Raw genomic sequence first — 23,473 nt, 5'->3', positions numbered from 1 at the left:
CCCTATCGCAAGCTTCCGGAGCCTTACTCATGAATGCTGTCACCAAAGATTCCGCCCATCAGGACTTCAACGTCCGCGATATCTCCCTTGCCGAACTCGGCCGCCGCCGTATTCGCATGGCCGAAGAAGAAATGCCCGGCCTGATGCAGATCCGCGCTCGCTACGCCAAAGAAAAGCCGCTGAAGGGCGTGCGCCTGTCCGGCTCGCTGCATGTCACCAAAGAAACCGCCGTTCTCGCCGAAACCCTGCGTGAGCTGGGCGCGTCGGTGCGCTGGGCTTCGTGCAACATCTTCTCGACCCAGGACGACGTCGCCGCGGCGATGGCGGCCGGCGGCCTGCCGGTATTCGCCTGGAAAGGCGAGACCCTGGAAGAGTATTGGGATTGCACCCTGGACATGCTGACCCACCCGGGCGAGCTCGGCCCAGAGCTGATCGTCGACGACGGCGGCGACGCCACCTTGCTGATCCACAAAGGCCTTGAGCTGGAAAATGGCAGCGACTGGGTCAATACCGACAGCCCGAATCACGAAGAGCAAGTGATCAAGGATCTGCTCAAGCGCGTGCTGAAAGAGCGCCCGGGCTTCTGGAAAAAGGTCGCCGCCGATTGGCGCGGCGTCTCCGAGGAGACCACCACCGGCGTGCATCGCCTGTATCAGCTCGCCGAAGCCGGCCAGTTGCTGGTGCCGGCCATCAACGTCAACGACTCGGTGACCAAGAGCAAGTTCGACAACCTGTACGGCTGCCGCGAATCGCTGGCTGACGGCATCAAGCGCGCTACCGACCTGATGGTGGCCGGCAAGGTCGCCGTGGTCTGCGGTTATGGCGACGTCGGCAAGGGCTGCGCGCATTCGCTGAAGGGCTTTGGCGCTCGCGTCATCGTGACCGAGATCGACCCGATCAACGCCCTGCAGGCCGCGATGGAAGGCTTCCAGGTCGCCCCGGTGGAAGACACCCTCGGCCTGGCCGACATCTATGTCACCACCACCGGCAACAAGGACATCATCACGCTTGAGCACATGGCGGCGATGAAGAACAACGCCCTGGTCTGCAACATCGGTCACTTCGATAACGAAATCCAGATCGACCGCTTGAACACCGCCAAAGGCGTCACCCGCGAAACCATCAAGCCGCAGGTCGACCGCTACACCTTCGCCGGCGGCAACAGCATTTACATGCTGGCCGAAGGCCGTCTGGTGAACCTGGGTTGCGCGCATGGCCATCCGAGCTTCGTGATGTCCAACAGCTTCAGCAACCAGACGCTGGCGCAGATCGACTTGTGGACGAACAAGGACAAGTACGAGAAGACCGTTTATCGCCTGCCGAAAAAGCTGGACGAAGAAGTGGCTCGCCTGCACCTGGAGCAGATCGGCGTGAAGCTGACCAAGCTCACCCCGGAACAGGCCGCTTACATCGGCGTGCCGGTGGAAGGTCCGTACAAGCCGGATCATTACCGTTATTAATCGGCGTTATTGATCGGCGTTATTGATGGCTCGCTGCCAACTGGCGGCTAAGTGATCGACAAGAGCGGCCTGCGGGCCGCTCTTTTTTTATGCCCGAAAAATACCCGCTGCGTGTCACTCGCTACCCCGGCCTATCGGTTACCGTCGGAACGATCGCGCTTAAAGCAACAAAGAAAGGATCCGCATGCCCCGCCTCGCATGCGGTATCCGAGCTGAGCAGCACGGATGTACATACGCGCTGGCAATGGGATAACGGCGCCTATCGCATCGAAGCCAGCCTGCAAGGGCCTGATCTAGCCTTGACGATTCAAGCCAAAACCGCCGCCACGCTGGATTTTCTCAGGCAACCCGCGGCAGCCATGGGGCAAGGCTTGATTCTGCCGCTTGCCGAGGGGCATTACGTGCCGCGCGGCAATAGCGCCTGGCAAGGCTTTATCACCAAGCAGCTCAACGAACTCAACACCACGCAAGACCTGAGCTTGCCGCTCTGGGGTATGGATCACGGCGCGTTCTCACTGAGCTGGCTGCTGACCAACCCCTTTAATAATCGCTTGCTGCTCGCCGCCGATGGCGATGCACTGACCATCGCTGCCAGTCATCAATTCACCCGGCTCGACCCCGGCGCGCCGTTGACCATGCTGCTGCATCTGGGCGCAGCCGATCCCTTGGCGGGCGCAAAGCGTTATCGGCAGTGGCTGATCGACAACGGTCGCTTCGAATCGCTCAAGGAAAAAATCGCCAAGACACCGGACATCGATAAACTGATGGGCGCCACCCATACCTACCTGTGGGGTAGTGGCCTGCTAGCCGTCAAAGACGTCGATCACTGGCCTGCCCTGCTTGTCGTGCTGCGCAGCCGGCAACCGCTGGCGGTCGATCTGCTTGGCCGCTTCAGCAGCGAAGCCAGCGCGATGCTCAAACAGGTAAAAACCACGCCTGATCATTACCAGCAAGGAGTGCTTATCGCCGCACTCAATGCCGCGCTCAACAGCAAGGCACGCGCGCAGTGGCTTGACGATGAGCCTGACATGAGCGCACTGGCGGACAGCTACGGCAGCTTGCGCACGCAAGTCGCCGAGGTGTTTGGCCAGGCACTCAAACCCGATCTCACGCAATGGGGCGGTGGCGTATCCATCGCCACCATCGAGCAATTGCGGGCCTCGGGCATGTCACGCCTGTGGCTGGGGCTTGGCGATGGCTGGGAGGGCGGTTTATGGCATCCCGAAGCGATAGCCGCCGCGGTACATGCCGGTTATCTGATCGGCCCCTATGACTCCTACGAAACGGCGCTGTCGCGACAGGAAAACCCTGACTGGATCACGGCCCACCTCGGCCAGCAGGCCTACCAGCATTGCGCCATCGTGCTCGACAACGGCAAACCGAAGAGCGGCTTTCAACAATCCGGTCATTACACCGATCCGCGCTGTGTAAAACCGTTGATGGAAGCGCGCGTCCATGCGCTGCGCAACAAGGTGCCGTTCAACAGCTGGTTTCTGGATGCCTATGCCACCGCGATGGTGTTCGACAGTTATCGCCCCGGCGCAACCATGACCCAACAGCAGAATGCGCAAGGCTATATCGCCAGCATGCGCTGGCTGGCCGAGACGCTGCATTTGCCCACCGGTTCCGAAGACGGCAACGCCACCACCGCACAAGGTTTCGTGTTTGCCCACGGCATGCAAACGCCGGTGATTGCCTGGGGCGATCCCGACATGGGCAGCGGCGCCAGGAAAAACAAAACATCGCCTTATTACCTCGGCAACTGGTATCCCGCCGATGAGCCCAGCGTGTTTTTCAAACCGGTGCCGCTGAAGGCGCTTTATCGCACGGTGTATATCGACCCGACTTATCGGTTGCCGCTTTATCAGGCGGTATTCCATGACTCCATCATCACCACCCATCACTGGTCGTTCGACAATCTCAAGCTCAGCAACGTACATATCGAAAACGAACTGACACAGCTGCTCTACAACGTACCGCCGCTGTACCACCTGAGCGCAGCCAGCCTGAAAACCCGACTGCCGTCGATGCGGCGACAGGATGCGTTCTTCCGACCACTGCACCAGGCACTGGCCACCCAGGCATTGACCGACTGGCGTGGGTTATCGCCCGACAAGCGCCTGCAACAAACCACGTTTGCCGACGGCACCCGATTGATCGCCAACTTCGCCGATGAAACCCGCCAGTCCCATGGCGATCAGTACGACGCCCACAGCATCACCGCCATCCGTCCCGACGGCACCCGCAGCCGCTATATCTCCCAACCGGAATAACCCCATCGGGACCGGGCTCCCCACGCGCGGGGAAGAGGTAAACACTTGCGACACCACTAAAAGCTAGCCCCGGTCATCCCCCCGTAGCCAAAACGCCAACCAGCACCGCCAGAAAATACCGCCAGGCAGCAGGCTGTTCATCCATATATCTTTCCATCCCGAGAAAGAGATATATACTCGCCAAAACGCCGCTACGAGACCTGCCGCGATGCCGCCGATCAGCTTCGAATTCTTTCCGCCCAAGACCGACGAACAGCGTACCCAGCTCGACCGTGCAGCCAGTGCGCTGAAGCCGTTGGCGCCGGACTACGTGTCGGTGACCTTTGGCGCCGGCGGCTCCACCCTCAGCTACACCAGCGAAACCGTGCAGCATCTGCACCAGCAACACGGCCTTGATGTGGCGCCCCACCTCTCCTGCGTGGGCGGTACCCGCGCCGAGTTGGCCCAATTGCTCAGCGGCTACCGGGCGGCGGGTTATCGCCGCATCGTCGCGCTGCGCGGGGACCTGCCTTCGGGCATGGCGACCACCGGCGATTTTCGTTACGCCGCCGAGCTCGTGCGGTTCATCCGCGAACACAGCGGCGATCACTTTCACATCGAAGTGGCGGCCTACCCCGAGATGCACCCGCAGGCCGACGACGCGCTGGTCGATCTGCGTCATTTCAAGGCCAAGGTCGATGCCGGCGCGAATGGCGCGATCACCCAGTATTTTTACAACGCCGACGCGTATTTCCGCTTTGTCGACGACGTGCAGCGACTGGGGGTCAACATCCCGATCGTGCCGGGCATCATGCCGATCTCTAACTACACCCAGCTAAAGCGCTTCTCGGAATCGTGTGGGGCGGAAATTCCGCGCTGGATCGCCAAGCGCATGCAAGCACATGGCGATGACGCCGAATCGGTGCGCGCCCTGGGCGCCGAAGTGGTCGCGCAGCTATGCCGCCGACTGCTCGACGGCGGCGCGCCGGGCCTGCACTTTTATACGCTTAATCGCGCCAAGACGACGCAATTGGTGTTGCAGCAGTTGTAGCCCTGAGTTGCCGTTAACCGGTCTCCGGGCGGCACCGCCAGATGCTGCGCAGTCGAGAGTATTACCGCCCTCGCGGCGGGTATGCTGCACGCATGCGCCTGCCCTATCTGCCTCTATTGCTGCTGCTCGTCTTCGCCATGCCTGCCACCGCGCAAAGCGTGATCCATCGCTGCATCGGTGCCAATGGCGGCCCGGTTTTCACCGACCAACCCTGCCCCGCCGTGCAAGCCCAAGCGACGCAAGCCCCAGCCCGTTCGGCGACGGCACCCAACAGCATTGAGCCACCGCCGATCTTATGCGCGGCCAATCTGGCCGAGCTGCGGCAAAGCGTGATCGACGCCTTCGCCAGTCGCGACCCTAACCGGCTCGCCGGGCTGATGCTGTGGAATGGTTATGGCAGCAGCGCGACGGTGGCCAACATCCGTTCGCTGACAGCCTTGATGAAACAGCCGCTGCTCGGTGTCGACCCCGATGACACGCCCGAAGATGCGCCGGTCGATAGCAGCGATCTTTCCATCGACGGCACCAAGGCACCCAACCCCGAGCCATCCACCAGCGCGAAAACCAACCGACTGGTCGTGCGCACCGGCACCGATGAAGCGGATGGCAATCTGCACAAACAGCATTTCACCGTGGTGCGTCAATATGGCTGCCTGTGGCTGCGTAACGCCGGTTAAGCGCGTACCGCAAGAAGTCGCCCAGGCATGAAAGCCTTTGCTAACACCTGAGCGGTTATCATGTCGCGCATTTCTTGGAGAATCGACATGGCGCAGCAGTACCCGGAATGGATTTGGCAAAACGGCAATATCAAGCCATGGCAGGAAGCCACCACACATGTGATGTCACATGCCCTGCACTATGGCTCCTCGGTATTTGAGGGTATCCGTAGCTACGCCACCCCGGACGGCGCGGCGATTTTCCGCCTTACCGACCATCTCAAACGCTTGTATCAATCGGCCAAGATCTACGACATGGTCTTGCCTTACTCGCAAGATGAGCTGGCGGCCGCCTGCCGCAACGTGATCAAGAAGAACGAATTGGGCGCCGCCTATCTGCGCCCCGTGGCCTACCGTGGCCTGGGCGGCTTTGGCCTCTCCGCCGAAACGCCGATCGATGTGGCCGTAGCCGCATGGCCGATGGGCCCTTACCTTGGGCCGGAGGCACTGGAAAGCGGTATCGACGCCTGTGTATCGAGCTGGCAGCGTTTCGCGCCCAACACGATCCCCGCCGGTGCCAAGGCTGGCGGCAATTATCTTTCCGGCCAGCTGATCGCCCGTGAGGCGCGTCGCCTGGGCTTTGGCGAGGGCATCGCCCTGGCCTCCAGCGGCCTGCTTAGCGAAGGCGCTGGCGAGAACTTGTTCCTGGTCTTCGACGGCGTGCTGCACACCACCCCGGCCAGTGCCTCGATTCTTGCCGGCATCACCCGCGATACGCTGAAAACGCTGGCCCGCGAAGACGGCATCGAAGTGGTCGAACGGGATATCCCGCGCGAATACCTGTACCTGGCCGACGAGTTGCTGATGTGCGGCACCGCCGCCGAAATCACCCCGATCCGTTCGGTCGATGGCAAGCAGGTCGGCGCGGGCAAAGCCGGCCGCGTCACCCGTCGTTTGCAAGAGTTGTTCTTTGGCTTGTTCAACGGCAAGACCAACGATCAATGGGGCTGGCTGGAACCGCTCTGAGAATAGGCTGGGTTCGCGAGACCGCGCGGGGCGAAAATTCGTCGCAAAAACGACCCCACCCCAACCCTCCCCTGCGTGCAGGGGAGGGAGCCGACCGAGGCAGAACTACTCCGTTACCGCACTGAGTACCCCGGCAGGCTCCGCCACCTGCACGGCTTCCTCACCCACATGCTGCTCGAGCAGCGCCATGAAGTGATGCCGCACCGCAGCGACCTGCTTCAGGTTCAGGCACTTCTCGTCACCCGAATAGATAAAGCGCAATTGGCCGTGCAACGAGTACGTGCCGATGCTCATGAATCGCACGCTGAACGAGTGCACATAGCCGTGGAAATCCGCGACCTGGAAGGGCGCCTGATCGTCGGCGAGGATCAGGTTGCCGAGGTTGGAGAATGAAAACACCCCACGCCTGCCATAGCGACTCAACAGATTCTGCAGCCGCGCGATCGTGCGCATCTTGCTGACCGAAGGAATTTTGAGCATTTCCAGAAACTGATACTTGCCCGGCGTATTGGCCAGCTCCACGGCGATTTTCTCGTTGCTTTCCCGATGGATGTCGCGCGCCCTGGCCCAGAAATCCACTCCATGGCTTTGACCGGTCTTGATCTTGAAACTGCCGCCGCCGAAGAACAGCATGTCGCGCTTAAGCATCGACAGACGCCCGCGCCGCCCATCGAAGGGAACATCCAGCCACGCCGGCGAGCTCTTGCCCAAGGCCTGCTGAAAAGCCAGGTCGAGGGCCGTCAGCAAAGCGGCATTGATAGGTGCTTTCTCAAGTTTGCAACGCCGCCGCAAGGCTGCCGACAAGGCCGGACTAGCCGCCCATTCCTGGAAAATCTCCTTGTTCTGCAACGGCCGCCTGGAGCCGGGGATGAGTGCGATCACGGCATTGGCCAGACGCGCCGCTTTCTTGCGCTTGAGCAAGCCCTCGTCGCCGAGGTCGCCGATGATGTCCTGGATGGTGATCGGCTCGTAGCTGAGCAGTTCCTCGTCGCTGTAAAGCGACTTCAGCAACTCACGGATCAAGGTCAGCATGCTCATGCCATCGCAAATGCGATGCGCGGCAGAGATGAATAGCTCACCATCCTGCGCCGTCCTCAGCCAGACGATGCGCAACTGCGGCTCATCCTGCGCAAAGGGCGTAGCCAATTCGATATGGCGTTCTCTGAGCAGATCGCCATCGGCCACCCGCTCGACGACACGCAGCGAGATCTTCTTCGTGACCTCTGGCTCGTAGTAGTAAAGCTCGCCGCGCTTTTCCTCGATCAACATCCGCAGCGCGGGATGCTTGCGCTGGATCTTGTCCAGCGCCAGGCGCAACTGTTCGACCGACAGACTGCCCTTGATGCTGAGGATGAAGGTGACGTTGACGTCGACCAGATGCTCGACGGTGGAAAGCCTCCGTTTCATGTGTCCCCCTATTTGGCCGTCACTGATGAGTTGGCGCCGACCGTGATGACCTCGCGTGCGGATCGCTTGCAGAACGCCGCCATCTTTGGGCGCCGGGCTTCGAACGTGCCGAGCCTGCCCATGCGGCCGTCCAGATAGCCGCAGGCGATGGCCACGATCTTGCGCCACTTCTGCGGCTCGAACAGCAGCACGCACAAGCCCTGATGGAGCGCCAGCACGCCACCGAACCAATACAGTCGCCACTGCGACCGATAAAGCCGGAACGCGTGCACGATGTTGCGTGCACCGTAATAACGCCGCCATGCGGCGTGGTTGGTCGTGAACAGCTTGCCGTGCCGCTCGATGTGACCGGTGGTCTGTCGCATCGTCACTGCCGCATTCATGTAAACCGGCACGCCCTGGCTCGAAGCGCGCAGGCCGTATTCGACGTCCACCGCCTCGATGAAGTAATCCTCTTTGAAAGCCCCCAGCTTGCGATACGCCTGGGCGGAAATCGCCGAGCCCGAGGAAATCACGAATAGCGTGGGAAACAGCCCCTCGGTTTCTTTGTCGATGCGAAACGGCTTGGGCATCCTTTGCCCCGGCGGCACCACGGGCATGCATTTCTGCAGATTGATCTCGTAGATTTTCGGCCCGACGATGAATTCGTCGGTATTCAACGTCGAGCACGCCTGCATCATTTTGCTGAAGAAGAATTCGTCGATATCCGAATCCTGGTCGAGCAGAAAAATGATCTCGCAGCCCTGGCTCAGCAAGGCCTCGGCGCCTTTGTTATAGGCCCCGGCAAGACCGCCCTGATTGTGATTGAAGATGACTGTCGTGCCGTCATGCCGCAGCGCTTCGTGCAAATGCGCGTCAGGCACGGGCGAATTATCGACCGCGATGACGTTGTCGCACGTCGCCCTGGCCTTGCTCAGATTGCGCAGGAATTCGGTGGTGGGATGGTAGAGAACAAAAATCAGGCCAAAGGATTTCATACCGCCTCCGCACGCATCGGCACCGGCACATCGGCCAATGCGGGCTCATTGAATATCTCCGCCGGAACAGCGGCGAGCAGCAAGGCCATGGCTTTCTCCTTGATGATCGACGCCTGCTCGCGTGGCAGCGACAGTTCGTCTGAAACAAAAGTGAAGTTCAAGCGGCCGGCAAAGCTCGACATCGCGATCAGATGGGCCGGTGTCGGCGCCAACATGGCGGACAGGCAATGCATCGTTTCCACCCGGAATTGCCGATAGTCCTGGGCCAGCTCCACGCGCCCCAGATAGCTAAGCCTCACATCGCGGCCACCATGCCCCGATTGCGACGAGGCGATGATCCGGTCGAACCAGCCATGCAGATGCTCCATGCCGAGAAAAGTCTCATAGACCTTGCGGCTCATGCTGGCGATCTTTGTCGCCAGATCGCGTTTGAAAGCACGGGCCAGGCCCCAGAAATCAGCGCCCGCGGATGCCTCGAAACAGGCTTTGTCCAAGGCCATGTCGACGGTTGGCGCAATGGCGAACAACGCGTCGGCTTTCAGCGCCGGCAGGAATCGCCGCGCATCCACCGGCGCGACGAATTTATCGACACCGCGCGGCCCCAGCACACGGCGAAACGCCAGCATGAAAGCGACGCTGGCCGCCGCAAAGAAAGTGACGCCTTCGGCTTTGCAGCGCTCGAACAGATGCTGTGTCACCGCCGGCTCGAACACCCACTGCAGTTGATAAGTCTCGCCATACACACGGGCCGGGCCACGACGCCGGGTCAGAATGAACAGCTTGAACAAGGCCGCCTTCAAGCGGGTTCGGCGCTGTATGCGGCGGTCACGCAACACCTCTTCGGGAAAGAGATCCTCGAAGGCATTGAGCGACAGTTCGTTGCCAATGTCGTCATCGGGCTGATCGCACAACTGCAGAATCTCGCTCAGCAATGTCACGATGGAGCGGCCATCGCAGATGCAGTGGTGACAGACCAGCAACAACTCGCTGACGCCCTCGCCACGCAGCCAGATCATTCTGGCCAGCGGCTGACGGCGGCCATCGAACAGCTGATGCACAGCGTCCCAGGCAAGCGCCTGCCAATCGTTATCGCTTTTGCGCTCGACAATGTGCAGCGGAATCGGTGGCGCATGCTCTTGCCATACGAACCATGGACGGCCGTCTTCGTCACCAATCAGGCTGCGCAAGATCGGATGCTTGGCTTGTATGCGCAGCAAGGCTTTCCGCAACGAGTCCTCGTCGACCGTCCCACGAATCTTTACTGGCAATACGGCGCTGACCGGCTTGATCCCATCCAGGTACAAGCCGCGCTCGAAAAGCGTCAGGGGGCGTTTCATGTTCGGCACTCCTGTCGCTGTGGCCGTTCTGGACAAGACATCTTCAAGTGGTCGCCCTGGTTGCGTGCTGCCGGTTGATCTCGCTACGTTGTTCGGCCACCTCGCCGTGGCCTGTCGCATCATCTGGCCGCCGACGATCAGACCGTTTGATTAATGACTCGGCCTTGATGTTCGTGACGGAGGCGGCGTCAGTACGGTCACGTGCGTAAAAGCGGTCTGCACACTCTTCAGCCGCAAGGGCACGCGAATGTATTCGCCGCGCTGCCACAGCCCGACCTGATCCAGATAATTGGCGCTGCCCGCCCAGCCGTCCTGGCCGCCCAGCAACACGAAATCATTGGCATCCAGGTCGGAGAGATCGGAGATATGCCGCGCACATGAGCCGAAGCTCGCGTTGTGGCGCCCCGTCTGCAGCAAATGTCCGCTCTTGTGCACGGTGTTGTTGCCACCGCCGGCGGCGAAATCCGGTGCATTGAAAAAACGCCCGAAACCCGGGAAGTAACCCAGCGGATGTTTCAGGCGGATACGATGCACCTCGCCCCAGCGCGCATGCTTTTGCAGTTGCTTAGCCGTCGCCGGCAAGGCTTGTTCCACCGCCTTGCGCAAAGTCTCTGCAGGCAACGCGGTGAAATCTTCAAGCAACAGGCTTTGGGTCATCCATACCGTCTGGTAGGCACGCAGTTGATGGCTATCGTTCAATTGCTTGGCGACACCGGCCAGCAACAGTTCGAAGACCAGAGCACCGACCGAATCCTGGCTGTAATCGCCATTCCAGTAGTTCAACGCGTCCAGCAAGCGCTGCTGCGCGGGCTGGTGCGGCGGCGCTGGCCACGCGGTCAGCAAGGCATCGCGAAGGCGCAGGCTGCCTGGCCCGGCGACATCACGCTGCACCAGGCGCAAATCATCGATATCCAGTGGCTGGGTACCACCCAGCAAGGCGGCCAGGCGCTCAGCGCGGGCGGGTGGTGCGAACAGATAGCCGACCGGGAAATCCCCGCCGCGCGGGCGATCATTCGCCGAGGCGACAAAGCCCTCTGCCGGATCGAAGCGCACCGGCATGCCGCTGGTGTCAGCCACCTGTTGCCAATGCGTGGCGGCCTGCGGCGACAGCACCAGATCGTCTGGCGCCTCCTGCGGGCGCTTGGGCAAATGCCCGGCCAGCACGTGTGCCACGCGACCATCGCTACCAGCAAAAACCATGTTGATGCCGGAAACCCCATAGCCGCGCAGTGCCTGATGGAAAGACTCCCAATCGCGGGCGCGCGCGACACCCAGCATGGCGCCTATTTCCTGGCTGGGCTGATGCCCGATCCAGCGCAAGGCCAGCGACTGCTTTGAGGAGAGCAACAAGCCATCGGAAACCATCGGCCCCAAGGCGCTTTCACGCAGTTGCAGCCGGCGACTGCGCGCGCCGCGCGCCCGGACCGTCACAGTACGCGCAACGATCGATTCGGCTGGCTGCTCGCTGACGTCGTACAAATCGCTGCCCTGTGCATGCAGGCTCGTGGCGCCCCAGGCAATCCAGCGATTGCGGCCAAGCAGCATGAACGGCAGCGCCGGCATCATGACGCCCACGCAATGAAAACTCGGCGAGTACATACCGACGATCAGCCACGCATTAGGCAGGCCCAGCGGCAACTGCGGATCGCTGGCGACCATCGCCGCACCATTGCGCGTGCGGCGCGCCGCCACCGCCGCGCTGTTGCTGCCACTGCGCAACATCGCCGCAAGCGCACGCTCGCCCAGATTGCGCTCTTGCGCAGCCAGTGCCGACGGCATGCCGCCTTCCAGCAAGCGTGCCCATAAAGCCTTCCATACGGCCGGTGCAATGCGCTCGCGATGCGGCAGCAGACGCATCCACACCAGCCAGGTGATATCGGCCGCGGCCAACCGGCCCACGGTCAGCAGATCGGTCAGGGTCCAAGGTTCCGGCTTGAACCCGAGCAACGTGAATTCAGCGGGTTTCTCGGCACCATCCATCAACACGTGATTGATGCCGTCGACGAAGCCCTCGGCTAACTGACGGTCTTCATCGCTCATGCTTTCCAGCATGGCCGGTACTGCGCGGCCAAAATCGAACAGGCGCAGCGAGCGGTCGATCTCCACCGCCAGCGGGCCGACCATCTCGGCAATCCGGCCATAGGCGATGCGCCGCATCACTTCGATCTGGCCCAGGCGCAGATGCGCGTGCACGACGCCAAGCGCCACCATCAAGTCGCGGTCATCGGCCGCCTCGACGAAAGGCACTTGGTATTCGTTCCAGCGTATCGTCACCGCGGCGGTCACCGGGGCGTTGCTGAGCGGCAGCATGGCCAGCCGCTGTTCAAGACTGAGTGCCACCGGCTTGCGCACGAAGGCGGCCTTGCCGAGCAAGGCCGCAGCCACGCCGATGCCACCCAGCAGATTCGACCAACCAAGCTTCATGCAGCACTCCGTGCCGATGCCAGCGGTGCCGACTGCACAGCAAGCTGCGGCAGCAGCTTCCACGCTTGCAACTGGCGCACCGCGGTGTCTACGCCGTCTTCGGCGCGCACCAGCTCCCCCAGCCGCCGTGCGGCCTGTTGCATCGCCGGTTGCTGCGCCGCAAGCAGCGCCTCGACCAGGGGCTCGGGGCGCAAATCCAGCCGATCCAGTGCCGGCGGCGCCACGCCCTCGCGCTGCAGGCAGCGCGCCCAGAACGGTTGATCGCCAAAGAACGGCACGATCACCGAGGGAATACCCGCGCGCACGGCCGCCGCCGTGGTGCCCGCGCCACCGTGATGTACCGCGCACGACATCCGCGGTAGCAGCCAATCGTGCGGCGCGTGGCGAATGAAAAACATTTTGCCGTCCTGGCTGCCGTCTACCCCATCCAGGCCGCCCCAGCCGGTCGCCAGCACCGCGCGCTGTCCGCTCTTGCGCACCGCCTCGAGCACCATCTTGGTAAAAGCCTCGGTGTTGCTGCTCAGCATGCTGCCGAAGCCAATGTAAATCGGTTTAGGACCGGCCTCTAGAAACGCACTCAAGGCCTCGGACGGCTGCCACTGCGGCTGATCGAGAAACCAATAGCCCGCGACCTTGACGGTATCCGGCCAGTCCGCCGGCGGCGGCATGACATGCCGGCTAAAGCCGTAAAGCACCCGAGTGCTCAGCAGGTTTTTACTGAAATAAGGGCCGTACCAGGGGTATTTGCGCAAGCCCAGGCGCGGACGCACGATGCCGTTGATGCACGGCTTCATCACCGACCACACCAGCAACCGCAGCAGTTGATAGGCGCCCATGTTCAAGGCCGGCGACAACTTGCGCTTGGAACCGACGAACACGGTCGGCGGCAAGATTTTCGAAGGTGTCAGCGGCTGCAATTGAATGCATGTCCAGCCCCTCGTCGACCAGGCCGCGATCATTCTCCAGCAAGGTTTGGAAATTGCTGGTCAACGGAAAGAACTCCAGCCCGGCCGAGCGGATCATCTCGGCAAAGTTATCGCTGGTGACGATGCGCACCGCATAACCGGCCTTCTTCAGGCCGATACCGAGTGCCACGCAGGGGCGGATATCGCCCTGCGTGCCGATGGTGAAAATGGCAATCGTCGGACCGCTCATGCCGGCACCCCTTGCGCATAGGCTAGTGAGGCGACCGATGCCGCATGGCGGCTATCGAGTCGCTGTTGCAATACACGGGCGATCTGCGCCGCCGGCACCGGATCCAGCATGGCCTGATGGTGGCAATCGATGTCGTGCACTTCGACCCGACCACTGACCCAGGGTTGCCAGGCGCGCGGCTGGTAATGCAGTACGCCGGCCAGGTCGCTCTGGCCCTTTTGCGTGGCATGGAAAAACAACACATCGGTATCGATCCGCGCCGGCTGATAACGACGCGCCAGGGTCAGATGATGGCGACTGAGCGCGGCGACCCGCTCGATCAATTGCGGATCGTCCTTGAGCAGTTCCTGGATCAGCGGCAGCTCGAATACGTTGTACTCGCGGCACAACAGTTCGATCAGTTCATCCATATTGGCGGGCGGGTTTTCACGCGCCTGCCGGTGGAAGCCGAGGAAGTGCAGCACCGATTGCACTTCGGCGGCTTCGTCGGTATTCACCTCGTTGGTGACGAACGGATAAGCATCCATCATCACCAGGCATTCGACCCGCTCGCCCTGTTGCTGCAGCAACGCGGCCATGGCATGGCCGATCAACCCACCCAAGGACCAGCCGAGCAGGCGGTAGGGGCCGTACGGCTGCAGTTGGCGGATCTGCGCCACATAGTCCGCGGCAATGTGTTCGATGCTTTCAGGCCGCACGGCATCGCGCAGTGCGCGCGATTGCAGGCCATAGACCGGCTGCCGTTCATCGAGGTGACGAAGCAGACCGCTATATGCCCAGCTCAGGCCCGCGACCGGGTGGATGCAGAACAACGGCCGATTGCCGATGGCCGCGCGCAGCGGCAAGATCGCGCCGAGCAAATCGCCCTGGCTCTCTGCCTGTTGCAGATAGCGCGCCAAGCCGGCGATGGTCGAGGCTTCGAACAGGCTGGCCAGCGGCAGTTCCATCGCGAAATGCGCAGGGAACCGCGTAATCATCTCGGCCGCACTCAGCGAGTCGCCGCCCAGGGCGAAGAAATTGTCATGAATGCCGACCCGCTCCAGGCCCAGCGTCTCGCACCACAGCGCCGCCAGTTTTTGCTCCAGCGGATTGCGCGGCGCTTCATACGCCGAATGCCGGACGCGCTGCGGTGCCGGCAACGCGGCCCGATTGAGTTTGCCGCTGGCACTCAGCGGCAAGCTTTCCAGCGCCAACACATGCGGCGGAATCATGTGTTCCGGCAGATACTGCGCCAGCTCGGCCCGCAACTCATCCGCATCGATAGCTTCGCCGGCAGCCGGCACGACATAGGCGACAAGCACCGGCTCGCCTAGCTCGTCACGATGCGCCACGACCGCGGCTGCGGCGATCGTCCGTAGCTGTAGAAGCTCATGCTCGATTTCACCCAGCTCGATGCGATGACCGCGAATTTTTACCTGTTGGTCGCGACGGCCGACAAATTCCAGGCAGCCGTCCTCACGCCAACGCACACTGTCACCGGTGCGATACATGCGGCTGCCATCCGCGGCGAAGGGATCGTCGAGGAAGCGCTCCTCGGTCAATTGCGAGCGATGCAGATAGCCCTTGGCGACACCGGGACCGGCGATATACAACTCGCCCACTGCGCCGGTAGCCACCAGTTGCCGCTGTTCGTCCAACACATAAACGCGGGTATTGCGGATCGGCCGGCCTATCGGCGGCGGGTCGAGCGCATCCGCGCTCAAGCGCATGGTGGTGGACCACACCGTGGTCTCGGTGGGGCCGTACATCTGGGTGACCCGCGCCGCGCGCTGCAATAGCCGCTCGGCCAGTTCGCCGCTCAGGGCCTCGCCACCGACCAACACGTGAATGCCCTCCAGGCGCAACTCGGCACTGCTCAACAGCACACGCCACAGGGAAGGCGTCGCCTGCACTACGGTGACCTTGGCGCGCTGGATCAAGCGCGCCAAGGCCGGCGGCTGGCGCACCGTTTCGCCATCGGCGATGACCACCTCCGCGCCGACGGTCAACGGCAGGAACAACTCCAGCCCGGCGATATCGAAGGTCACCGTGGTCAAGGCCAGGAAGCGGTCCGCCGCACTAGGCTCAAGCTCGTGCTGCATGGCTTGCAGGAAGCTGCCGAGATTGCGATGGGTGACTTCCACCCCTTTTGGACGTCCGGTGGAGCCTGAGGTGTACAGCACGTAGGCCACCCCATCGGGGGTGGAACGATCGGGCTCGGCCATCGGTTTTACCGAGAGCTCGCGCACTTCTTCCGGATGCACCAGCAATAGCCCACCGCGCACGAATCGTTCGCGCCATTCCAGCGCGGTCACCAGCACCACCGGCCTGGCATCATCGAGCATCGCGTCCAGGCGGCCGGCCGGGCCGTCCGGGTCCATCGGCAGGTACGCCGCGCCGGTGCGCATGATGGCCAGCAACACGATCAACAGTTGCTCGTTGCGCGGCAGTGCCACGGCGACGATGTCACCCGGGCGTACGCCGTCGTCGATCAGCCAGCGTGCCTGCTCCACGCTACGCATATGCAGCTGACGGTAAGTCAGCTGGCGGCCATTGCACTGTACCGCTGGCGCATCCGGGGTGCGTGCGGCCTGCGCCGCCAGCCATGCGGGCAGGCTAGGTGGATCCAGCGGCGCGGCGGTGTCGTTGAAATCCAGCAGCAGGCGTTGACGTTCGTTGTCACCGAGCAGATCGATCTGGCTCAGCGGACGCGTCGGTTCGGCCAGCACGCCGTCGATCATCTGGATCAGGCGGCGGCTGTGCTCATTCAGCTCGTCCATGCTGTAGAGCGCCGGGTTGCCGTCGAAATCAAAACGCAGATCGGCACCGGTGCCACGGTCGTAAACGAATACCGTGAGATCTTGAATCGAGCCGTTGGAAATATTGTGTGGAATCGAGCTGGCGCCGGCGAAATCTAGCGAGTAGTCAAAGGGCTCGATATTCACGCCAAGCCAGGCGATCTGTTGCTGTTGATTGATCAGGCCCAACTCACGCCGCAAATCTTCGAACCGATATTGCTGATGCCGCAGCGCCTGGCGGATGACCCGCGCCACTTGGGCAAACAGCTCCACCGCGCTCAACTGCGGTGTAAACGACAGGCACAGCGTGACGATGTTGACCATCATGCCGGGCGCCGCGCGCACCACCGCATTGACACGGCCGGCCACCGGCATGCCGATGACCAGATCGCTGGCCCCGGTGATGCGTTGGTAATACGCCGTCACCAAGGCGATCAGCACCTGCGGCAAGCTCGCCGCATGCTGTTTGCCCAGTTCGCGTAGCTTCTCGACCGTGGCGCTGGGCAAATGACCGACGCTGCGCTGCAGACCACCCATGCCATGGCGGCGGCTACCGCGGGCCAGGGTTACCGCCTCCGGCAACGACGCCAGCTGCTCGCTCCAGAACTGGCGATCGCGATGAAAGCGATCGGAGTTCCGATAGGCGGCCTCCGCCTCGATCAGGTCCGACAGCGCACCAAACTCGCAAGGCGCCGGCTCGCGGCCTTCGACATACGCGGTATAGAGCTCGGCCAGACGCTGGGCCACCATGGCCACGCTATGCCCGTCGTAAACCGCATGGTGCGCGCGCTGATACCAGAAATAGCGATTTTCAGCGGCCTTGAACAACGCACTCACCCACAGCGGGTCGTTCGCCATATCAACCGGCCGGCTCAGCTCGGCCACCATCCATGCCTCGGCGGCCTGGCGCGGGTCAGCCTCATGACTGACATCGAGCACAGGAAACTCGCCGTTGTATTCGGCACGCACGATTTGTCGCGGCTTGCCGTCTATTTCAACGATGCGTACACGCAGGGTCTCTGCTTCACGGGTCACCTGGCGCAAGGCCTGCAAAAATAATGCAGGCTGCACCGGACCGCAGATTTCCACCGCCTCGGCAATGTTCATGGTCGAGTCGGCGCCGCCGATCTTCTGGCTGATCCACATGCCACGCTGAGCGGTGGTCAGCGGTAACGAAACACTGCGCTCGTCGTTCATCGCACTCCTTCCTTCGAGTACGCCTGCCGCCGCTGCGGTGCGCGACGATCCATCGCCACCTACCCCCGTCGCGACCACAGACTTCCTCGTCTCTCGTGGTCAATGCTGCTGTCGTTTGCAAGGGCGTCGCCGCCGCTGCGGTATGGCGTTTTCAAGCGGCAAAAAACCGCCGCCACGGCCATAAATGACCGTGCTTAAAGGACTAGCCAGACTTTATCTTTCAAGGTGAATTAAGAGACTTTGCAACCACCATCAATCGATGGCATTAGCGCCACCGATTAATAGGTGTACCTATTCTGAATAATCGTGATGAAAATTCCGTGATGCTGCTGGTGCGGCCCGCCGACATGCGCGGAAAAAGGCCTTAAAACCGCTCCATAGCTTGAGTATCGGCAGTCATAAATGGCCTGTCCATCGGGCAAAATGTGCGCCGCGTCACAACTTGTGCAACGCAGCAAAATATCCCGGATAGATCCGTATTTCAGCGCTCAAGCAATCGACGAATAATGAAATATTCGTCAATGAGTAAACCCAAACAAACCGGCCAACTTAATAATGAAATATTTGTCAACGCGGTAACTTTATTATCATCATATTTGCCGCTTCACACATTATCGTCACAGACCGGAAGCGCCTTTGTAACAGCCCATGCACTCGATGCTGGTCAGGGGCGGTAGACCGGATGAGGGGCACAGGCTGCCGGGAATTGCGCAGCCTCTCGCTTCGCCCTGCATAGCAAAGCGAAGCGAATCAGATCATCAAGAAGATAGACGGCCGAGGATCAGCTAAGCCGGATCAGCCGAATACGATGCTCGCAATCGCGCCGTTCGCGTCGCTGCGTGGACGCATCGACACCTGCCAGCCGTACAGCTCGCACAGGCGGCGCACAATCGCCAGGCCGAGACCGGCACCGCTACCACCAGCGCCTTCACCGCGCACACCACGCTGAAACAACCGTTCGGCATCCTCTGGCTTGATCCCTGGGCCGGTATCGATGACCTCAATGCGGCTTTGCCCGACGACGACAGTAACCATGCCGGCCAAGGTGTACTTGATGGCGTTGCCGATCAGATTGGTCAGCGCCACCGACAACACCGAAGCCGGTGCATTCACGCTGACGCCCTCGTGTACCACTAGCTCGATTTCCAACGGCTTGTCACGCATTTGCGGGCGCTGACTCTCGATGACGTCAGCCGCCACCTTGCTTACATCGGTCTTCTCGCCACGGGTAGGCCCGCGCCGCTCAGCCCGCGACAGCAGCAGCAACGCCTCAATCATTTCGTTGGCCTGGCGCGACGCACGCTCGATACGCTTGAGGCGCTCGCGCAACTTGTCGGTGAGATCGGGCGAGCCTTGCAGTAATTCGGTAGTGCTTGAGATCACTGCCAGCGGCGTGCGCAACTCATGGCTTACGTCAGAGTTGAACTCGCGGTCACGCTCGACCATCGCGGTCAGCCGGCCGGAGTATTCGTCCAATGCCAGCGCCAGCTCACCGACTTCGTCGTCGGCAAAATGCGGCGCTAAAGGCTCGGCCTTACCGCTCTTACGGAAGTCACGCAGACGACGGGCCAGATCGCTTACCGGCTTCAACACTTTGCGCGAAAGCCACAGACCCAAGGCCAAGGAAAGCAGGCCAAACAAAAACACCGCACCGATCACGCTGATGAGTAGCTGTCGTTTGCCCAACTCTTCGCGCGACGCGTCATAGCGAATGAAGCTGATAATGCCGTTTTCGCGATAGACGGCCAGCTTGTAGTGCCGAACCTGCCCGGTATCGGGATCGGGCTCATCGATATTGTGCACACCGCTGGGCAGGTTTTGCCATGACAGGGGTGCTTTATAGAGCGTGCGGTCGCTAAGCACAGTGCCCGTAAGCAGGCGCGAGCCGCTGGGCTTGCCGGCATAAGCCTGCTGGTTCGCCCATTTGGCGTCGTCGTACAGGCTGGAGTTGACCAGCTGATCTTCGACCCGCGAGCGAATATTCAACGCCGCAAACGCAAATAACGCGCTGAGGCCGAAGCCGAACAGCGCGAATGAGACGACCAGGCGAAACCGTAACTTACGCCTAGACTGCATCCTGCTCGACCATGCGATAACCAATGCCATGCCGCGTATGGATCAACGGCTTGTCGAACGGCTTATCGATCGACGCACGCAGGCCATGAATATGCACACGCAGCGAATCGCTATCGGGCAGACCTTCGCCCCATACGCGCTGCTCCAACTGTTGCCGCGTAACCACCGACGGGCTGGCTTCCATCAACGCTTGCAGCAATTTCAGGCCGATCGGATTGAGCTGGATCGACTTGCCGGCGCGGGTGACCGTGAGGGTGTCCAGGTTATAGGTAAGGTCATCGACCTTCAGCACGCGGCTTTGCGGCCCCTTGCCCCGGCGCGCCAGGACCTCCAACCGCGCAACCAGCTCTTGCAGCGCGAATGGCTTGGTCATGTAATCGTCGGCACCGGAGTCGAAACCCGTGAGCTTGTGCTCCAACGAATCGCGCGCGGTCAGCATCAGCACCGGCGTTTGCTTGTGTGCCTCGTGGCGCAGCTTACGCGCCACATCCAGGCCGTCCATGCCGGGCAAGGTCAGGTCGAGCACGATCACATCGAAGTCATGGACTACCGCCAGATGCAGGCCGGTCACGCCGTCACCGGCGAAATCGACCACGTGGCCACGGTCTTCCAGATAGTCGCCGATGTTGGTTGCGATATCGCTATTGTCTTCAATCACCAGTACGCGCATGCGTCACTCCGCTACGCAGCCGACGCACAGGCCGGCCGGGCTGCCAGCTTAACAATTAACAAGTTGGATGGGGTAAGTGGGAAACAGATCGCCAGGGCGAAACTGAACAAGGCTTCATCCCATTTTTAAACGGCAGAAAGAAAAAGGCCCAGGTACGTCGACAGTGGCCGGCGCGCCTGGGCTCAAGTACTGCCCCGATGCCGTCATCTGCAGTCACTGACCTTTCGGTTGAAGTGTCGAACAGCTAACAGCGAGTCCTTTATAAGGTGGCCAGAGTTACGGCACAGTTAACCCGTACTCACTGCGCCGTTAATCCGTGAGGTCGCATCACTTTTTCGGCTTGGCGTGCTTTTCCAGATGCTGAATGATTTGTGCAGACACGTTCACACCCGTGGCCGCTTCGATGCCTTCCAGGCCCGGTGACGCAGTCACTTCAAGCAGCAACGGACCGCGCTTGGAGCGCAGCAAGTCCACGCCGGCGATACCCAGGCCAAGCGCGGCAGCGGCCTGCACGGCAATACGTTTTTCGTCGGCGCTCAAGACCGCCGCGCTGGCGCTGCCGCCACGGTGCAGGTTGGCGCGGAATTCACCGGGGCTGGCATCGCGTTGCATCGCCGCCACCACCTTCTTGCCGACCACGAAACAGCGCAAGTCACTGCCATTGGCCTCGCCGATAAATTCCTGCACTAGAAAATTGGCATACAAGCCGCGAAAAGCCTCGACCACGCTTTGCGAGGCGCTGCGTTTCTCCGCCAGCACCACGCCGGTGCCCTGGCTACCTTCGTTGAGCTTGATCACATGCGGCGGCTCACCCAGCATCGCCAGCACGTCATTAGTGTCGTCGGGGTTATCGCCGAACACGGTGACCGGCATGTCCAGCCCCTGCGCCGCCAGAATCTGCAGGCAGCGCAGCTTGTCGCGGGCACGCAGCACGGCATCGGACGGGTTGGGGGTGTACACCCCCATCATTTCCAGCTGACGCAGCACCGCCGTGCCATAAAAGGTACTGGAGGTGCCGATGCGCGGAATCACCGCATCGATGTCGCGCAGGGCCTTGCCCTTGTAACGAATCGCCACGTCGCCGGGGGCAATCCGCACATAACAGCGCAAGGGGTCGAGCACGCGTACAACGTGACCGCGTTCACGCGCCGCCTCGACTAGTCGCGCAGTCGAATATAAACGGGCATTGCGAGACAGTATGGCAATCTTCATGGAGTGTCCGTAGCTACGGCCGATGACCGTGGCTGGGTGTAAGAAAGCGCCGGATCGACCGCAAACCGCCCGAGCAGCGCGGTACGTCCCAGCAACATGGGAAACAGCATATGGCGGCGATCGGTCAGATTGATGTCGGCATAAAAAGACCGCCCGGCCAACTGGACTTCGCTGCGGATGAACCAGCGCTCGGTACGCCGGCCACCGGTATCGGTGACCACCCGGCGATCCAGCGCGGGCGCCTCGCAATGTATGTGGGTGTGCTGGCGCCGGTCGGTGTCGACGACGAAGCGCAGCCAGGTCGCGCCATCGCGCTCGAAGCTCTCCAGCGTATCCACATGCAGCGAGCTGCTGCGGGCGCCGGTATCGAGCTTGACCTTGAGCGTGGCAATGCCGAGCTGCGGCAACGCCAGCCGCTCCCGCCAACCGAGAGTGATGAGTTCCGCCATATCGGTGCAGGGTCTGGGTAAGCTCGTGGAGCAGGGGGGATGGAGCGGGTGAAGGGAATCGAACCCTCGTCAGTAGCTTGGGAAGCTACAGCTCTACCATTGAGCTACACCCGCGTCGTCGGCGGATGGTAACCGGGAGCGCCAAGCATTGGAACTAGTCCAAAGGCTTTGCCTCCACTCCTGCCACGATCCTGGCCCGATCATCGATAAGCCAAAGCTGACGCACAGCGCAACGCCGCCATGGCCCGCTGTGCGTTGAGTCACCAGGCGGGCAGCCAGCACATGCAACGCCCCTGCCCCATCGAGTCGGTGGCAACCCGGCTCAGCTGACAGCGTTTCTTCCCGGATGCACGCCGCCGCTACCGGCAACCCCGGCCGCTGTCGTTACAATAGCCCGATGCATATCACGCTCAACGGCAGTCCACGGGACTGCCCCGCCGCCATCACCGTCGCCGAACTGCTTGAAGAAGCCGGTTACGGCGGCCGCCGCGTAGCGGTGGAACTGAATCATGAAATCGTCCCGCGCAGCCTGCACGTCAGCCAGGTCCTGAGCGAGGGCGACCAGGTCGAAATCGTTCACGCCATCGGCGGCGGCTGATTCACGCCCGCTTGCCGCACCGTCCTGGCGTTATCGCCAATGAAGAGCCTACTGATGAATATCAAAACCCACGATTCCGCCGATCCGCTGATCATCGCCGGCACCAGCTATGGCTCACGCCTGCTCACCGGTACCGGCAAGTACAAGGATTTTGACGAAACCCGCCGCGCCACCCAGGCCGCCGGCGCGCAGATCGTAACCCTGGCGATTCGCCGGGTGAACATCGGCCAGGACAGCAGCCAGCCCAACCTGCTCGATGCCTTGCCGCCGGAAGAATTCACCCTGCTGCCGAACACCGCCGGCTGTTACAACGCCGTCGATGCCGTGCGCACCTGCAAACTGGCGCGCGAACTGCTCGACGGTCACAAATTGGTCAAACTCGAAGTGCTGGCCGACCAGCGCACGCTGTTCCCCGACGTGGTGGAAACCCTCAAGGCAGCCGAAGCCTTGGTCGCCGATGGCTTCGACGTGATGGTCTACACCAGCGACGACCCGATTCTGGCCAAGCGCCTGGAAAACATCGGCTGCGTCGCGGTGATGCCGCTGGCCTCGCCGATCGGCTCAGGCCTGGGCATCCAGAACCGCTATAACCTGCTGGAAATCATCGAAAACGCCAGCGTGCCGATCATCATCGACGCCGGTGTAGGTACCGCCTCCGATGCCGCCATTGCGATGGAGCTCGGTTGCGATGGCGTACTGATGAATTCAGCCATCGCCGGCGCCAAGAATCCGCTGCTGATGGCGCATGC

Annotated in this window: 18 protein-coding genes and 1 tRNA gene; 7 read left to right on the top strand and 12 right to left on the bottom strand. The window is 61.6% G+C overall.

Translation table 11 applies throughout. The features are described from left to right. The first annotated feature begins 29 nt into the window (after window positions 1–29). The 5 genes from ahcY (at window position 30) to OUZ52_RS04815 (ending at window position 6,445) form a co-directional block, all read left to right on the top strand. Window positions 30–1,460 (top strand): adenosylhomocysteinase, encoded by a 1,431-nt coding sequence (ahcY, locus tag OUZ52_RS04835; RefSeq protein ID WP_266157192.1) that lies wholly within the window; start codon window positions 30–32, stop codon window positions 1,458–1,460. An 89-nt stretch (window positions 1,461–1,549) separates the two neighbouring features. Further along, window positions 1,550–3,733, top strand: a complete 2,184-nt coding sequence (locus OUZ52_RS04830; protein ID WP_266157191.1) for a glycoside hydrolase — start codon at window positions 1,550–1,552, stop codon at window positions 3,731–3,733. A 208-nt stretch (window positions 3,734–3,941) separates the two neighbouring features. Continuing rightward, window positions 3,942–4,763 carry a methylenetetrahydrofolate reductase [NAD(P)H] gene (gene metF / locus OUZ52_RS04825; RefSeq protein WP_266157190.1) on the top strand — a complete coding sequence of 274 codons (822 nt, stop codon included), beginning with the start codon at window positions 3,942–3,944 and terminating at the stop codon, window positions 4,761–4,763. 92 nt (window positions 4,764–4,855) lie between these two features. Beyond that, a complete protein-coding gene (locus tag OUZ52_RS04820; protein ID WP_266157189.1) occupies window positions 4,856–5,440 on the top strand; it encodes a DUF4124 domain-containing protein in 585 nt (194 codons plus the stop codon). 87 nt (window positions 5,441–5,527) lie between these two features. After that, window positions 5,528–6,445, top strand: coding sequence for a branched-chain amino acid transaminase (locus OUZ52_RS04815; protein WP_266157218.1), 918 nt, complete (start codon window positions 5,528–5,530; stop codon window positions 6,443–6,445). 105 nt (window positions 6,446–6,550) lie between these two features. Here the strand turns inward: OUZ52_RS04815 and OUZ52_RS04810 are convergent, their stop codons facing one another. From OUZ52_RS04810 to OUZ52_RS04760, 12 genes are all read right to left on the bottom strand, one after another. Beyond that, complete coding sequence (locus OUZ52_RS04810; protein ID WP_266157188.1) at window positions 6,551–7,852, bottom strand: condensation domain-containing protein; 1,302 nt, start codon at window positions 7,850–7,852, stop codon at window positions 6,551–6,553. Window positions 7,853–7,860: 8 nt separating this feature from the next. After that, entirely contained in the window at window positions 7,861–8,829 is a 969-nt protein-coding gene (locus tag OUZ52_RS04805) for a glycosyltransferase family 2 protein (protein ID WP_266157187.1), read from the bottom strand. Further along, the gene (locus tag OUZ52_RS04800; protein ID WP_266157186.1) at window positions 8,826–10,166 is read right to left on the bottom strand and encodes a condensation domain-containing protein; all 1,341 of its coding nucleotides are present in this window, start codon (window positions 10,164–10,166) and stop codon (window positions 8,826–8,828) included. Before OUZ52_RS04800 ends, OUZ52_RS04805 begins: the two co-directional genes overlap by 4 nt. A gap of 150 nt (window positions 10,167–10,316) precedes the next feature. Further along, window positions 10,317–12,590, bottom strand: a complete 2,274-nt coding sequence (locus OUZ52_RS04795) for a penicillin acylase family protein (protein WP_266157185.1) — start codon at window positions 12,588–12,590, stop codon at window positions 10,317–10,319. Then, complete coding sequence (locus OUZ52_RS22960; RefSeq protein WP_425493792.1) at window positions 12,587–13,084, bottom strand: glycosyltransferase; 498 nt, start codon at window positions 13,082–13,084, stop codon at window positions 12,587–12,589. Before OUZ52_RS22960 ends, OUZ52_RS04795 begins: the two co-directional genes overlap by 4 nt. Window positions 13,085–13,304: 220 nt before the next feature. Beyond that, window positions 13,305–13,745, bottom strand: coding sequence for a glycosyltransferase (locus tag OUZ52_RS22955; RefSeq protein WP_425493787.1), 441 nt, complete (start codon window positions 13,743–13,745; stop codon window positions 13,305–13,307). Next, window positions 13,742–17,719 (bottom strand): amino acid adenylation domain-containing protein, encoded by a 3,978-nt coding sequence (locus OUZ52_RS04785; protein WP_266157184.1) that lies wholly within the window; start codon window positions 17,717–17,719, stop codon window positions 13,742–13,744. Before OUZ52_RS04785 ends, OUZ52_RS22955 begins: the two co-directional genes overlap by 4 nt. A 795-nt stretch (window positions 17,720–18,514) precedes the next feature. Further along, entirely contained in the window at window positions 18,515–19,795 is a 1,281-nt protein-coding gene (locus OUZ52_RS04780; protein WP_266157183.1) for a sensor histidine kinase, read from the bottom strand. Further along, complete coding sequence (locus tag OUZ52_RS04775; RefSeq protein WP_114844288.1) at window positions 19,785–20,465, bottom strand: response regulator transcription factor; 681 nt, start codon at window positions 20,463–20,465, stop codon at window positions 19,785–19,787. Before OUZ52_RS04775 ends, OUZ52_RS04780 begins: the two co-directional genes overlap by 11 nt. 327 nt (window positions 20,466–20,792) lie before the next feature. Continuing rightward, window positions 20,793–21,677, bottom strand: coding sequence for a 30S ribosomal protein S6--L-glutamate ligase (gene rimK / locus OUZ52_RS04770; RefSeq protein WP_266157182.1), 885 nt, complete (start codon window positions 21,675–21,677; stop codon window positions 20,793–20,795). Next, the gene (locus OUZ52_RS04765; RefSeq protein ID WP_266157181.1) at window positions 21,674–22,126 is read right to left on the bottom strand and encodes an ATP-dependent zinc protease family protein; all 453 of its coding nucleotides are present in this window, start codon (window positions 22,124–22,126) and stop codon (window positions 21,674–21,676) included. Before OUZ52_RS04765 ends, rimK begins: the two co-directional genes overlap by 4 nt. A gap of 40 nt (window positions 22,127–22,166) precedes the next feature. After that, window positions 22,167–22,240 (bottom strand) — tRNA-Gly (locus OUZ52_RS04760). 283 nt (window positions 22,241–22,523) lie between these two features. On the opposite strand from OUZ52_RS04760, the gene thiS reads away from it, so the two are divergent. Then, window positions 22,524–22,724, top strand: coding sequence for a sulfur carrier protein ThiS (gene thiS, locus OUZ52_RS04755; protein WP_266157180.1), 201 nt, complete (start codon window positions 22,524–22,526; stop codon window positions 22,722–22,724). Between the two features lie 54 nt (window positions 22,725–22,778). Next, window positions 22,779–23,473, top strand: a 695-nt coding sequence (locus OUZ52_RS04750) for a thiazole synthase (RefSeq protein ID WP_266157179.1), incomplete at its 3' end; no start/stop codon positions are given.

The organism is Dyella silvatica (assembly GCF_026283955.1).
In the GTDB taxonomy this organism is placed as follows: Bacteria; Pseudomonadota; Gammaproteobacteria; order Xanthomonadales; family Rhodanobacteraceae; genus Dyella_C; species Dyella_C silvatica.
The sequence above is the reverse complement of the archived record's forward strand: the minus strand, read 5'-3'. Positions and strand labels throughout refer to the sequence as shown.

Bases quoted from the DNA above. Each gene is read 5' to 3' on its own strand.
- OUZ52_RS04795 (WP_266157185.1), bottom strand. From the start codon at position 12,590: ATGAAGCTTGGTTGGTCGAATCTGCTGGGTGGCATCGGCGTGGCTGCG.
- OUZ52_RS22960 (WP_425493792.1), bottom strand. From the start codon at position 13,084: ATGGTGCTCGAGGCGGTGCGCAAGAGCGGACAGCGCGCGGTGCTGGCG.
- OUZ52_RS04765 (WP_266157181.1), bottom strand. From the start codon at position 22,126: ATGGCGGAACTCATCACTCTCGGTTGGCGGGAGCGGCTGGCGTTGCCG.
- ahcY (WP_266157192.1), top strand. From the start codon at position 30: ATGAATGCTGTCACCAAAGATTCCGCCCATCAGGACTTCAACGTCCGC.
- OUZ52_RS04815 (WP_266157218.1), top strand. From the start codon at position 5,528: ATGGCGCAGCAGTACCCGGAATGGATTTGGCAAAACGGCAATATCAAG.
- OUZ52_RS04775 (WP_114844288.1), bottom strand. From the start codon at position 20,465: ATGCGCGTACTGGTGATTGAAGACAATAGCGATATCGCAACCAACATC.
- OUZ52_RS04785 (WP_266157184.1), bottom strand. From the start codon at position 17,719: ATGAACGACGAGCGCAGTGTTTCGTTACCGCTGACCACCGCTCAGCGT.
- OUZ52_RS04780 (WP_266157183.1), bottom strand. From the start codon at position 19,795: ATGCAGTCTAGGCGTAAGTTACGGTTTCGCCTGGTCGTCTCATTCGCG.
- OUZ52_RS04810 (WP_266157188.1), bottom strand. From the start codon at position 7,852: ATGAAACGGAGGCTTTCCACCGTCGAGCATCTGGTCGACGTCAACGTC.
- rimK (WP_266157182.1), bottom strand. From the start codon at position 21,677: ATGAAGATTGCCATACTGTCTCGCAATGCCCGTTTATATTCGACTGCG.
- OUZ52_RS22955 (WP_425493787.1), bottom strand. From the start codon at position 13,745: ATGAGCGGTCCGACGATTGCCATTTTCACCATCGGCACGCAGGGCGAT.
- OUZ52_RS04805 (WP_266157187.1), bottom strand. From the start codon at position 8,829: ATGAAATCCTTTGGCCTGATTTTTGTTCTCTACCATCCCACCACCGAA.
- OUZ52_RS04830 (WP_266157191.1), top strand. From the start codon at position 1,550: ATGCCCGAAAAATACCCGCTGCGTGTCACTCGCTACCCCGGCCTATCG.
- OUZ52_RS04800 (WP_266157186.1), bottom strand. From the start codon at position 10,166: ATGAAACGCCCCCTGACGCTTTTCGAGCGCGGCTTGTACCTGGATGGG.
- metF (WP_266157190.1), top strand. From the start codon at position 3,942: ATGCCGCCGATCAGCTTCGAATTCTTTCCGCCCAAGACCGACGAACAG.
- thiS (WP_266157180.1), top strand. From the start codon at position 22,524: ATGCATATCACGCTCAACGGCAGTCCACGGGACTGCCCCGCCGCCATC.
- OUZ52_RS04820 (WP_266157189.1), top strand. From the start codon at position 4,856: ATGCGCCTGCCCTATCTGCCTCTATTGCTGCTGCTCGTCTTCGCCATG.